Below are 13170 nucleotides of genomic sequence, written 5' to 3'. Positions count from 1 at the left end.
AGCACGCAAATGGCTACGATTCATGTAGACGGCAAAGAATACGAGGTCAACGGAGCGGACAACCTGCTAGAGGCTTGTCTCTCTCTTGGTCTTGATATTCCATACTTTTGCTGGCACCCGGCGCTAGGGAGCGTCGGTGCTTGCCGCCAGTGTGCGGTGAAGCAATATCAGAACGCGGAAGACACGCGTGGTCGCCTGGTGATGTCCTGTATGACTCCGGCATCTGACGGCACCTTTATTTCTATTGACGACGGCGAAGCGAAGCAGTTCCGCGAAAGCGTGGTGGAGTGGCTGATGACCAACCACCCGCACGACTGCCCGGTCTGCGAAGAGGGGGGTAACTGCCACCTGCAGGATATGACGGTCATGACCGGCCATAGCTTCCGCCGCTATCGTTTCACCAAGCGTACCCACCGCAACCAGGATTTGGGGCCATTTATTTCTCACGAAATGAACCGCTGCATCGCCTGCTACCGCTGCGTTCGCTACTATAAAGATTATGCCGACGGCACCGATCTGGGCGTTTATGGCGCTCATGACAACGTCTACTTCGGCCGCCCGGAAGATGGCACGCTGGAAAGCGAATTCTCCGGTAACCTGGTTGAAGTCTGCCCGACCGGCGTCTTCACCGATAAAACGCACTCCGAGCGTTACAACCGTAAGTGGGACATGCAGTTTGCGCCGAGCATCTGCCAGCAGTGTTCCATTGGCTGTAACATCAGCCCTGGCGAACGCTATGGCGAGCTGCGTCGTATCGAAAACCGTTATAACGGCACCGTTAACCGCTACTTCCTCTGCGACCGCGGTCGTTTCGGCTATGGCTACGTAAACCTCAAAGATCGTCCGCGTCAGCCGGTTCAGCGCCGCGGCGACGATCTGATCGCCCTCAACGCCGAACAGGCGATGCAGGGGGCGGCGGATATCCTGCGTCAGTCGAAGAAAGTCATTGGTATCGGTTCTCCGCGCGCCAGCATTGAAAGCAACTTCGCGCTGCGTGAGCTGGTCGGTAGCGAAAACTTCTATACCGGCATCGCTAAAGGCGAACAAGCGCGCCTGCAGATGATGCTCAAAGTGCTGCGTGAAGGCGGGATCCATACCCCGACGCTGCGCGATATCGAATCCTACGATGCGGTGCTGGTGCTGGGCGAAGATATTACCCAGACCGGTGCGCGCGTTGCCCTGGCGGTACGCCAGGCGGTGAAAGGGAAAGCACGCGAAATGGCGGCGGCGCAGAAAGTGGCCGACTGGCAGATTGCGGCGATTCTCAACATCGGACAGCGCGCCAAGCATCCGTTATTCGTCACTAATATCGACGACACTCGCCTCGATGACATCGCGGCGTGGACCTATCGCGCGCCGGTGGAAGATCAGGCGCGTCTGGGCTTTGCTATCGCCCATGCGCTGGACAACAGCGCGCCGGCGGTTGATGGCCTGAGCCATGACCTGCAGGGTAAAGTTGATGTGATCGTTCAGGCGCTGGCCGGGGCGAAAAAACCGCTGATTATCTCCGGCACTAACGCCGGCAGCATGGAAATCATTCAGGCTGCCGCCAACGTGGCGAAAGCGTTGAAAGGCCGCGGCGCCGATGTTGGCGTGACTATGGTCGCCCGCGCGGTGAACAGCGTTGGCCTGGGCATGATCGGCGGCGGCTCGCTTGAAGAGGCGCTGGACGAACTGGAAAGCGGTGCCGCAGATGCGGTTATCGTGCTGGAAAACGACCTGCACCGTCATGCTTCCGCCGCGCGCGTCGACGCTGCGCTGGCGAAAGCGCCGCTGGTGATGGTGGTTGATCATCAGCGCACCGCGATTATGGACAAAGCTCACCTGGTGCTCTCCGCGGCAAGCTTTGCGGAAAGCGACGGTACCGTGGTGAACAACGAAGGCCGCGCCCAGCGTTTCTTCCAGGTTTACGATCCGGCTTACTACGACGCGAAAACCGTGATGCTGGAAAGCTGGCGCTGGCTGCATTCGCTGCACAGCACCGTCAACAACCGTCAGGTTGACTGGACGCAGCTGGACCACGTCATCGATGCGGCGATTGCGGCGCTGCCGCAGCTGGCGGGCATTAAAGATGCCGCGCCGGATGCGACCTTCCGCATTCGCGGTCAGAAGCTGGCGCGTGAACCGCACCGCTATAGCGGCCGCACGGCGATGCGCGCCAACATCAGCGTGCACGAACCGCGCCAACCGCAGGATAAAGACACCATGTTCGCCTTCTCGATGGAAGGGAACAACCAGCCGTCCGCGCCGCGTTCGCAAATTCCGTTTGCGTGGGCGCCGGGCTGGAACTCCCCGCAGGCATGGAACAAATTCCAGGATGAAGTGGGCGGTAAACTGCGCCACGGCGATCCGGGCGTGCGTCTGATTGAAGCTTCCGCCAGCGGGCTGGAGTACTTCACGGCGATTCCGGCCAGCTTCCACGCGGAAGAGGGCAAATGGCGTATCGCGCCTTACTACCACCTGTTTGGCAGCGATGAGCTGTCGCAGCGTTCTCCGGTGTTCCAGAGCCGGATGCCTGAGCCGTACATCAAGCTGAACCCGGCGGATGCCGCAAAGCTTGGCGTCAATGCCGGGGCGATGGTTTCCTTCAGCGTTGAAGGCCAGACGCTGAGTCTGCCGCTGGTTATTTCTGAAGGGCTGGCCGCGGGACAGGTTGGCTTACCGATGGGCATGCCAGGCATCGCGCCGGTACTGGCCGGGGCGCGTATTGATTCACTGCAGGAGGCGCAAGCATGAATTGGTTAACGCCGGATCTTATCGACATTTTGTTAAGCATCCTGAAGGCCGTGGTCATTCTGCTGGTGGTCGTCACCTGCGGCGCGTTCATGAGCTTCGGCGAGCGTCGTCTGCTCGGCCTGTTCCAGAACCGCTACGGACCTAACCGCGTGGGCTGGGGCGGTTCGCTGCAGCTGGTCGCCGACATGATCAAGATGTTCTTCAAAGAGGACTGGATCCCGCGCTTCTCCGATCGCGTGATCTTTACTCTGGCGCCGGTTATCGCCTTTACTTCGCTGCTGCTGGCTTTTGCTATCGTGCCGGTTAGCCCGTCGTGGGTGGTCGCCGACCTGAACATCGGTATTCTGTTCTTCCTGATGATGGCAGGCCTGGCGGTTTACGCGGTCCTGTTCGCCGGTTGGTCGAGCAACAACAAATACTCGCTGCTGGGGGCGATGCGTGCTTCTGCGCAAACGCTGAGCTACGAAGTGTTCCTCGGTCTCTCCCTGATGGGCGTGGTGGCGCAGGCGGGGTCATTCAACATGACCGATATCGTCAACAACCAGGCGCATCTGTGGAACGTCATCCCGCAGTTCTTTGGCTTCGTCACTTTCGCCATCGCCGGCGTGGCGGTGTGTCACCGTCACCCGTTCGACCAGCCGGAAGCGGAGCAGGAACTGGCCGATGGTTACCACATTGAATATTCCGGTATGAAATTCGGTCTGTTCTTCGTCGGCGAATACATCGGGATTGTCACCGTTTCAGCGCTGATCGTTACGCTGTTCTTCGGCGGCTGGAATGGCCCGTGGTTACCGCCTTTCATCTGGTTCGCGCTGAAAACCGCGTTCTTCATGATGATGTTCATTTTGATCCGCGCATCATTACCGCGTCCGCGTTATGACCAGGTAATGTCCTTTGGCTGGAAGGTATGCCTGCCGTTAACGCTGGTCAACTTGTTGGTAACGGCGGCTGTCATTCTCTGGCAGGCGCAATAAGGGGTGAATTGAACATGACCTTAAAAGAATTATTGGTAGGGTTCGGCACCCAGGTCCGCAGTATTTGCATGATCGGGATGCACGCCTTCGCCAAACGTGAAACTCAGATGTACCCGGAAGAGCCGGTATATCTGCCGCCGCGCTATCGTGGCCGTATCGTGCTGACGCGCGATCCGGACGGTGAAGAGCGCTGCGTTGCCTGTAACCTGTGTGCGGTAGCCTGCCCGGTTGGCTGTATTTCTCTGCAGAAAGCAGAGACCAAAGATGGCCGCTGGTACCCGGAGTTCTTCCGCATCAACTTCTCACGCTGCATTTTCTGCGGCCTGTGCGAAGAAGCGTGCCCGACCACGGCGATTCAGTTGACCCCGGACTTCGAACTGGGCGAATACAAACGTCAGGATCTGGTGTACGAAAAAGAGGATCTGCTGATTTCCGGTCCGGGCAAATACCCGGAATATAACTTCTACCGGATGGCGGGTATGGCAATCGACGGCAAAGATAAGGGCGAAGCGGAAAACGAAGCTAAGCCAATCGACGTCAAGAGCCTGTTACCGTAAGGAGAGGGGCAATGGAATTCGCTTTTTATATCTGTGGCCTGATAGCCATCCTCGCAACCTTGCGGGTCGTCACCCACACCAATCCGGTGCACGCGCTGCTGTACCTGATCATTTCGCTGTTAGCGATTGCCGGGGTGTTTTTCTCGCTGGGCGCTTACTTCGCCGGTGCGCTGGAAATCATCGTTTACGCCGGGGCCATTATGGTGCTGTTCGTGTTCGTGGTGATGATGCTCAACCTGGGCGGCACCGAGATCGAACAGGAACGCAAATGGCTGCAGCCGGGGATCTGGATTGGCCCGGCCATCCTTTCCGCGGTGCTGCTGGTAGTTATCGTTTACGCCATCCTGGGCATTAATGACCAGGGTATCGACGGCGCGGCGATCAACGCCAAAGAAGTGGGTATTGCGCTGTTTGGGCCGTACGTCCTGGCGGTGGAGCTGGCCTCCATGCTGCTGCTGGCGGGCCTGGTTGTCGCCTTCCACATTGGCCGCGAAGAGCGCGCCGGTGAGGTGCTGAGCAACCGCGTGAATGACAGCGACAAAAGAAAAACGGAGGAACACGCATGATCCCCTTAACACATGGACTGATCCTCGCCGCCATCCTGTTTGTGCTCGGCCTGACTGGTCTTGTGATCCGCCGCAATCTGCTATTTATGCTGATTAGCCTGGAAATCATGATTAACGCCGCCGCGCTGGCATTCGTGGTCGCGGGAAGCTACTGGGGCCAGACTGATGGTCAGATTATGTATATCCTCGCCATCAGCCTCGCGGCTGCGGAAGCGAGTATCGGTCTGGCGCTGCTGCTGCAGCTCCATCGTCGCCGCCAGAACCTGAACATCGATTCAGTAAGTGAGTTGCGTGGATGAACATGCTTGCCTTAACCATTCTTCTGCCATTGATTGGCTTTGTGCTGCTGGCCTTCTCCCGCGGACGCTGGTCGGAAAATCTTTCCGCCACCGTTGGGATGGGCTCGGTAGGCCTGGCGGCGCTGGTGACGGCGTACGTCGGCGTCGACTTTTTCGCTAACGGCAAACAGGCGGTCAGCGTACCGCTGTGGAACTGGATGTCGGTCGGTGATTTCAACATCGGCTTCAATCTGGTGCTGGATGGCCTGTCTCTGACCATGCTCTCCGTGGTAACCGGCGTCGGCTTCCTGATCCACATGTTTGCCTCCTGGTACATGCGCGGCGAAGAGGGCTACTCTCGCTTCTTCGCTTACACCAACCTGTTTATCGCCAGCATGGTCGTTCTGGTGCTGGCCGATAACCTGCTGTTGATGTACCTGGGTTGGGAAGGCGTGGGTCTCTGTTCGTACCTGCTGATCGGCTTCTATTACACCGATCCGAAGAACAACGCCGCGGCGATGAAAGCGTTCGTAGTCACCCGCGTCGGCGACGTGTTCCTCGCCTTCGCGCTGTTCATTCTTTATAACGAATTGGGCACCCTGAACTTCCGTGAAATGGTTGAGCTGGCGCCGCAGCACTTCGCAAACGGCAGCACCACGCTGCAGTGGGCGACGCTGATGCTGCTCGGCGGCGCGGTCGGTAAATCCGCTCAGTTGCCGCTGCAAACGTGGCTTGCCGATGCGATGGCGGGCCCAACGCCGGTCTCTGCGCTGATCCACGCGGCTACCATGGTGACCGCGGGCGTGTACCTGATTGCCCGTACCCACGGCCTGTTCCTGATGACGCCGGAAGTGCTGCATCTGGTCGGTATCGTTGGCGCAATCACGCTGGTGCTGGCGGGCTTCGCCGCGCTGGTGCAGACCGACATCAAACGTGTGCTGGCTTACTCGACCATGAGCCAGATTGGCTACATGTTCCTCGCGCTGGGCGTGCAGGCATGGGACGCAGCGATCTTCCACCTGATGACGCACGCGTTCTTTAAAGCGCTGCTGTTCCTGTCGTCCGGTTCGGTGATCCTCGCCTGCCATCATGAACAGAACATCTTCAAGATGGGCGGCCTGCGCAAATCCATTCCGCTGGTTTATGTCTGCTTCCTGGTGGGGGGCGCGGCGCTGTCCGCTCTGCCGCTTATCACCGCAGGCTTCTTCAGTAAGGATGAGATTCTGGCTGGCGCGATGGCCAACGGTCATATCAATCTGATGGTAGCGGGCCTGGTCGGCGCCTTTATGACCTCGCTGTATACCTTCCGTATGATTTTCATCGTGTTCCACGGTAAAGAGCAAATTCACGCGCACGCAGGGAAGGGGATTACCCACCACCTGCCGCTGATTGTGCTGCTGATTCTGTCCACCTTCGTTGGCGCGCTGATTGTGCCGCCGCTGGAAGGCGTACTGCCGCAGACCACTGAGCTCGCTCACGGTAGCGTGATGACGCTGGAAATCACCTCCGGGATTATCGCTATCGCCGGCATCCTGATCGCCGCATGGCTGTGGCTGGGCAAACGTACGCTGGTGACTTCCATCGCCAACAGCGCGCCTGGCCGCTTCTTCGGCACCTGGTGGTTCCATGCCTGGGGCTTCGACTGGTTATACGACAAAGTGTTCGTCAAACCATTCCTCGGCATTGCCTGGCTGCTGAAGAGCGATCCGCTGAACTCGTTGATGAATATCCCGGCGATTCTGTCCCGCTTCGCAGGCAAAGGTCTGCTGGTGAGCGAGAACGGCTATCTGCGCTGGTATGTGGCTTCAATGAGCATTGGCGCGGTGGTGGTGCTGGCTCTGCTGATGGTACTGCGTTGATTTGAGCGCGCGGTTTTGCCCGGTGGCGCTTCGCTTACCGGGCCTACGAAACCGTAGGTCGGGTAAGCGAAGCGCCACCCGACACAACAAACCGCCCTCAAACGTGAATGTAGTCGAATTCGTTGAAAATCGGTCCTGAACGGGACTTTAACAAGGAATAAAAATCGCCATGTTATTACCCTGGCTAATATTAATCCCCTTTATTGGCGGCTTCCTGTGCTGGCAGACTGAACGCTTTGGCGTGAAACTGCCGCGCTGGATCGCGCTGATTACCATGGGACTGACGCTGGTGCTTGGCCTGCAGCTGTGGATGCAGGGCGGCTATTCTCTGACGCAATCCGCGGGGATTCCGCAGTGGCAGTCGGAATTCGTGCTGCCGTGGATCCCACGTTTCGGCATTAGCATCCATCTGGCGATTGACGGTCTGTCGCTGCTGATGGTGGTGCTGACCGGCCTGCTCGGCGTGTTGGCGGTGCTCTGTTCCTGGCGCGAAATCGAAAAGTACCAGGGCTTCTTCCACCTCAACCTGATGTGGATCCTGGGCGGCGTCATCGGGGTATTCCTCGCCATCGACATGTTCCTGTTCTTCTTCTTCTGGGAAATGATGTTGGTGCCGATGTACTTCCTGATCGCGCTGTGGGGGCACAAAGCCTCTGACGGTAAAACGCGTATCACGGCGGCCACCAAGTTCTTCATCTATACCCAGGCGAGCGGTCTGGTGATGCTGATCGCCATTCTGGCGCTGGCATTCGTCCACTTCAACGCCACCGGCGTGTGGACCTTCAACTATGAAGAGCTGCTGAAAACTCCGATGTCTCACGGCGTGGAATACATGCTAATGCTCGGCTTCTTCATCGCCTTCGCGGTGAAAATGCCGGTAGTACCGCTGCACGGCTGGCTACCGGACGCCCACTCCCAGGCGCCGACGGCCGGTTCCGTCGACCTCGCGGGCATCTTGCTGAAAACCGCGGCCTACGGTCTGCTGCGCTTTGCGCTGCCGCTGTTCCCGAACGCTTCCGCCGAGTTTGCGCCAATCGCCATGTGGCTGGGCGTGATCGGTATCTTCTACGGCGCGTGGATGGCCTTCGCCCAGACCGATATCAAACGTCTGATTGCTTACACCTCCGTTTCCCACATGGGCTTCGTGCTGATTGCTATCTACACCGGTAGCCAGCTGGCTTATCAAGGGGCGGTGATTCAGATGATTGCCCACGGTCTGTCCGCGGCGGGTCTGTTCATTCTGTGCGGCCAGCTGTACGAACGTCTGCACACCCGCGATATGCGCCAGATGGGCGGCTTGTGGAGCAAAATTAAATGGCTGCCGGCGATGTCGATGTTCTTCGCTGTCGCCACCCTGGGGATGCCGGGCACCGGTAACTTTGTCGGCGAATTTATGATTCTGTTCGGCAGCTATAAAGTGGTGCCGGTGATTACCGTTATCTCGACCTTTGGTCTGGTATTCGCTTCCGTTTACTCGCTGTCGATGCTGCATCGCGCCTACTTCGGTAAGGCGAAAAGCGAAATCGCGACGAAAGAGCTGCCGGGGATGTCCCTGCGTGAACTGTCTATCATCCTGCTGCTGGTGGTGCTGCTGGTGCTGTTGGGCTTCTTCCCGCAGCCGATTCTCGACACCTCGCATGCTGCGATGAGCAACATTCAGCAGTGGTTTGTTAATTCTGTTTCTACTACAAGGCCGTAATTCGCCATGACAATAACTCCACAACAACTGATCGCACTGCTACCGCTGCTGATCGTCGGCTTGACGGTGGTGGTTGTGATGCTCTCCATTGCGTGGCGACGCAATCATTTTCTCAATGCCACGTTGTCGGTTCTCGGACTTAACGCCGCGCTGGTCTCGCTCTGGTTTGTTGGTCAGAACGGGGCGATGGACGTCACCCCGCTGATCCGCGTTGACGGTTACTCGATGCTCTATACCGGGCTGGTGCTGTTGGCGAGCCTCGCGACCTGTACTTTCGCCTACCCATGGCTTGAGGGTTACAAGGACAATAAAGAAGAGTTCTACCTGCTGGTGCTGATCGCCGCACTGGGTGGCATTCTGCTGGCCGGCGCCAATCACCTGGCCTCGCTGTTCCTCGGTATCGAATTGATTTCGCTGCCGTTGTTCGGCCTGGTCGGTTACGCCTTCCGCCAGAAACGTTCGCTGGAAGCGAGCATCAAATACACCATCCTCTCCGCGGCAGCCTCGTCTTTCCTGCTGTTCGGTATGGCGCTGGTGTATGCGAATTCCGGTAACCTGTCCTTCCTCGCGCTGGGCAAGAGCCTGGCTGACAACGCGCTGCACGAGCCGCTTCTGCTGGCGGGCCTCGGTCTGATGATCGTCGGTCTTGGCTTTAAATTGTCGCTGGTGCCGTTCCACCTGTGGACGCCGGATGTATACCAGGGCGCGCCTGCGCCGGTATCCACCTTCCTGGCGACCGCCAGCAAGATTGCCATCTTCGGCGTGGTGATGCGTCTGTTCCTGTACATGCCGGTGGGCGACAGTGAAGCGGTACGCGTGGTGCTGGGCCTGATCGCCTTCGCCTCTATCATCTTCGGTAACCTGATGGCGCTGAGCCAGACCAACATTAAGCGTCTGCTCGGTTACTCTTCCATCTCACACCTTGGCTATCTGCTGGTGGCGTTAATCGCCCTGCAGAGCGGCGAAATGTCGATGGAAGCCGTTGGCGTCTACCTGGCCGGTTATCTGTTCAGCAGCCTCGGCGCGTTCGGCGTGGTCAGCCTGATGTCCAGCCCGTACCGCGGTCCGGATGCTGACTCGCTGTTCTCCTACCGTGGTCTTTTCTGGCACCGTCCGATCCTGTCGGCGGTAATGACGGTGATGATGCTGTCGCTGGCCGGTATCCCGATGACCCTCGGCTTTATCGGTAAGTTCTACGTGCTGGCCGTCGGTGTGCATGCGCACCTGTGGTGGCTGGTTGCCGCGGTCGTGATCGGCTCGGCGATTGGTCTCTACTACTATCTGCGCGTTGCCGTCAGCCTGTACCTCAGCGCCCCGGAGCAGTTGAACCGCGATGCGCCGTCAAACTGGCAGTACAGCGCCGGCGGTATCGTAGTGCTGATCTCCGCGCTGCTGGTGCTGGTGCTCGGCGTGTGGCCGCAGCCGCTGATTAGCATCGTGCAGCTGGCGACGCCGCTGATGTAATCTGCGCTATAAATAAAAAACCGCCGACTTGTCGGCGGTTTTTTTATGCCTGCGGTTTACGCCAGCCGATAGACCATAAAATCTTCCGCCAGTAGCGTATTGGCGAAAATCTCCCGGCATTCCGCCAGCATACGCAGGCAGCCTTCGGCATCGTAGCGCGAGCTAAAGTGGGTGGCGATTAGCGTGCCGACCCCCGCTTCTTTGGCAAGCGCCGCGGTTTGCTGACTGGAAGAGTGGCCACGGCTATTGGCTTTCTCCGCCATCGCCTGCTCAAGCGTGGTTTCGTGGACTATCACATCCGCGCTGCGCGCCATCTCCAGCGCCTGCGGGCAGGGGGCGGTATCGCCAAAAATGGCCAGCGTTTTACCCGGCGTCGATGGTCCCAGATAGCGGCTACCGTCGATGACCCGGCCATCTTCCAGTTCAACACGCTGGCCGAGCTTGAGCTGATGGAACAGCGGCCCCGGACGCACGCCATCGGCAATCAGTTGGGCGGCATCGAGCGTTCCGGGCTTGTCATGCTGTTCGATGCGGTAGCCGTAGCACTCCACCGGATGACTGAGCGGGTACGCGCTGACCCGATAGCCATCTTCGTCGAAGACCAGGCCGGGGCCGACTTCGATGATAGTGAGCGGATAATCGGTCCACGAGCCGCTCAGGCGTAGTGCGGTTTCGATAAATTCTTTAATCCCTATTGGCCCGTAAACCGTCAGCGGCAGCGAATTTCCCTGCATCGAGCGGCTGCACAACAGGCCGGGCAGGCCGAACAGATGATCGCCGTGCAGGTGAGTGATGAAAATTTTATTCAGTTTGCCTGGGTGGTAAGGGGTATGGAGAAACTGATGCTGGGTGCCTTCGCCGCAGTCAAACAACCACATTTCAGCGCTGGTGGGTTGTTGCAAATTCAGTATTATCGACGTCATATTACGCGTACGGGTCGGCACGCCGGCGGATGTCCCCAAAAATGTTAATTCCATCGTCCAGTGTCCTCAGGCGAGTGGTAAAGCATCAGTATATCAATAAGGAGTCACAAATGATGACCTGGCAGGATTTACATCACAGCGAGCTCACCGTTGCTCAACTGTACGCCTTGCTGAAGCTGCGCAGCGCGGTGTTTGTCGTCGAACAACGCTGCGTCTATCAGGATATCGACGGCGATGATTTAGTCGGTGAGAACCGTCATCTGCTCGGCTGGCGCGACGGAGAGCTGGTGGCCTATGCGCGGATCCTCAAAAGCGAAGAGGAGTTCGAACCGGTGGTGATCGGTCGGGTTATCGTTAGCCCGTCCGTGCGCGGCGAGAAGCTGGGCTACCAGCTGATGGAGCAGGCGCTGGCCAGCTGCCGGCAGAACTGGCCGCAGAAGGCGATTTATCTTGGGGCGCAGGCGCATCTGCAGAAATTTTATGCCAGCTTTGGTTTTGTGCCGGTGACGGAGGTATACGATGAGGACGGTATTGCCCATATCGGTATGGCGCGTGACATCACAACTCATTAAGAAGCTAAATAGTAATAGCGTATCGCTATCAATTATCTATACTTTTCCTCCTGTAGCGAATCCAGTGGCTGGCGTTCGCCGGGCCTGTTAAGGTTCGCTCCCTCATGATGGGTACTGCTATTTATCGCAGCTACCCTTTATAATGTGGGGTTTTTAATTTCGTGGAGGTTCGCGTGCTGTCTGTTTCCACCGCGCTGGAAAGCCTGCTGGGCTGCCTGGCTGGAGATTTCCCTCCGTCACCCGGCACGCGAATTTTTGATATCCCATTCCCGTTAAACGACGCCTTCGACCCGTTACTGTGGTGCGCGCATCAGCCGTGCTGGCCGCAATTCTACTGGCAGCAGCGTAACGGCGATGAAGAGCTGGCGGCGCTGGGGGCAGTAACCACCTTTGCCTCTTTGTCCGCGGCGCATGATTTTTTATGCGCGCAGGGGCGGGAAGATCTGCGCATCAGCGGGCTGAATGCGTTCGATCCGCAGCAGGGTCATCTGTTTCTGCCGCGGCTGGAGTGGCGCCGCCTGGGCGGCAAAGCGACTTTGCGGCTGGTGGTACACAGCGCGACCTCGCTGCTTGACGACGCGGCCGCCGCGCGGGCGTTTCTCCAATCATTAAATAGCGGGCAGGCGACGGCGGCATCGATGCCACCGCTGCAAAGCGAGCAGCATGCGCCAGAATACCCGCAGTGGCGCGAGCTGATTACGCAGGCGACGCAGGCAATCGGCGCCGGCGAAATGGATAAGGTTGTGCTGGCGCGGGTCACGGATTTACGCTTTAGCGCGCCGCTGCAGGCGTTTGCCATAATGGCGGCCAGTCGGCGCAGCAATCTTAACTGTTTTCACTTCCTGATGGCCTTTAGCCCACAGCAGGCGTTTCTCGGCTCCACGCCAGAACGGCTGTGGCGGCGACGCGGCGCGCTGCTGCGCACCGAAGCGCTGGCGGGCACCGTCGCTAATCATCACGATGACGCCCGGGCGCAGCAGTTGGCCGATTGGCTAATGAAAGACGATAAAAACCAGCGGGAAAATATGCTGGTGGTGGAGGATATCTGCCAGCGTTTGCAGGGCGAGTCGCCGACGCTTGACGTTCTGCCGCCGCAGGTCGTACGCCTGCGTAAGGTGCAGCATCTCCGGCGCTGTATCTGGTGCGAACTGGCTGAGCCCGACGACAGCCGCTGTCTGCTGCAGCTGCAGCCTACCGCGGCGGTGGCGGGGCTGCCGCGCCAGGCGGCGCTGGCGTTCATCCGCCGCCATGAGCCTTTCACCCGCGAATGGTATGCCGGCTCCGCAGGTTATCTTTCACTGGCGCAAAGCGAGTTTTGCGTGGCGCTGCGTTCGGCAAAAGTCGAAAACGACACTCTGAGGCTGTATGCCGGGGCCGGTATTGTCAGCGGATCTGACCCGCAGCAGGAGTGGCAAGAAATAGAAAATAAAGCGGCGGGATTACGAACGTTATTACTTTCAGAAACGTAGAGAGACGACGTATATCAAAACGACGCAACTCTGCCTTATCTATACTTAGCATCAATATTTGATACCGGACAAT

At 58.4% G+C, this 13170-nt stretch carries 11 protein-coding genes; 10 read left to right on the top strand and 1 reads right to left on the bottom strand.

Annotated elements, in window-relative coordinates; genetic code table 11:
* Nucleotides 1-9: 9 nt before the first annotated feature.
* From nuoG to nuoN, 8 genes are all read left to right on the top strand, one after another.
* Complete coding sequence (nuoG, locus tag AC2CGP_RS06590; RefSeq protein WP_171824516.1) at nt 10-2736, top strand: NADH-quinone oxidoreductase subunit NuoG; 2727 nt, start codon at nt 10-12, stop codon at nt 2734-2736.
* On the top strand, nt 2733-3710 hold the full coding sequence (gene nuoH, locus AC2CGP_RS06585; RefSeq protein ID WP_139397477.1) for an NADH-quinone oxidoreductase subunit NuoH: 978 nt from the start codon (nt 2733-2735) through the stop codon (nt 3708-3710). Before nuoG ends, nuoH begins: the two co-directional genes overlap by 4 nt.
* Nucleotides 3711-3724: 14 nt before the next feature.
* Nucleotides 3725-4267 carry an NADH-quinone oxidoreductase subunit NuoI gene (gene nuoI, locus AC2CGP_RS06580; protein ID WP_015365590.1) on the top strand — a complete coding sequence of 181 codons (543 nt, stop codon included), beginning with the start codon at nt 3725-3727 and terminating at the stop codon, nt 4265-4267.
* A gap of 11 nt (nt 4268-4278) precedes the next feature.
* Complete coding sequence (gene nuoJ, locus AC2CGP_RS06575; RefSeq protein WP_015365591.1) at nt 4279-4833, top strand: NADH-quinone oxidoreductase subunit J; 555 nt, start codon at nt 4279-4281, stop codon at nt 4831-4833.
* On the top strand, nt 4830-5132 hold the full coding sequence (nuoK, locus tag AC2CGP_RS06570) for an NADH-quinone oxidoreductase subunit NuoK (protein WP_004865088.1): 303 nt from the start codon (nt 4830-4832) through the stop codon (nt 5130-5132). Before nuoJ ends, nuoK begins: the two co-directional genes overlap by 4 nt.
* On the top strand, nt 5129-6970 hold the full coding sequence (gene nuoL / locus AC2CGP_RS06565) for an NADH-quinone oxidoreductase subunit L (RefSeq protein WP_032706101.1): 1842 nt from the start codon (nt 5129-5131) through the stop codon (nt 6968-6970). The genes nuoK and nuoL overlap by 4 nt, the downstream gene beginning before the upstream one ends.
* 169 nt (nt 6971-7139) lie before the next feature.
* Complete coding sequence (gene nuoM, locus AC2CGP_RS06560) at nt 7140-8669, top strand: NADH-quinone oxidoreductase subunit M (protein WP_015365593.1); 1530 nt, start codon at nt 7140-7142, stop codon at nt 8667-8669.
* A gap of 6 nt (nt 8670-8675) precedes the next feature.
* Entirely contained in the window at nt 8676-10133 is a 1458-nt protein-coding gene (nuoN, locus tag AC2CGP_RS06555) for an NADH-quinone oxidoreductase subunit NuoN (RefSeq protein ID WP_015365594.1), read from the top strand.
* A gap of 56 nt (nt 10134-10189) precedes the next feature.
* Here the strand turns inward: nuoN and rnz are convergent, their stop codons facing one another.
* A complete protein-coding gene (gene rnz, locus AC2CGP_RS06550; protein WP_213759573.1) occupies nt 10190-11110 on the bottom strand; it encodes a ribonuclease Z in 921 nt (306 codons plus the stop codon).
* Nucleotides 11111-11166: 56 nt separating this feature from the next.
* On the opposite strand from rnz, the gene AC2CGP_RS06545 reads away from it, so the two are divergent.
* Nucleotides 11167-11628: a GNAT family N-acetyltransferase gene (locus AC2CGP_RS06545; protein ID WP_015365596.1), complete on the top strand. Its 462-nt coding sequence runs from the start codon at nt 11167-11169 to the stop codon at nt 11626-11628.
* A gap of 173 nt (nt 11629-11801) precedes the next feature.
* The gene (menF, locus tag AC2CGP_RS06540; protein ID WP_213759574.1) at nt 11802-13097 is read left to right on the top strand and encodes an isochorismate synthase MenF; all 1296 of its coding nucleotides are present in this window, start codon (nt 11802-11804) and stop codon (nt 13095-13097) included.
* Nucleotides 13098-13170 lie beyond the last annotated feature (73 nt).

The sequence above is a fragment of the Klebsiella sp. SYXHC3 genome, from assembly GCF_057196925.1.
This window is presented reverse-complemented; position numbering and strand designations above follow the sequence as displayed.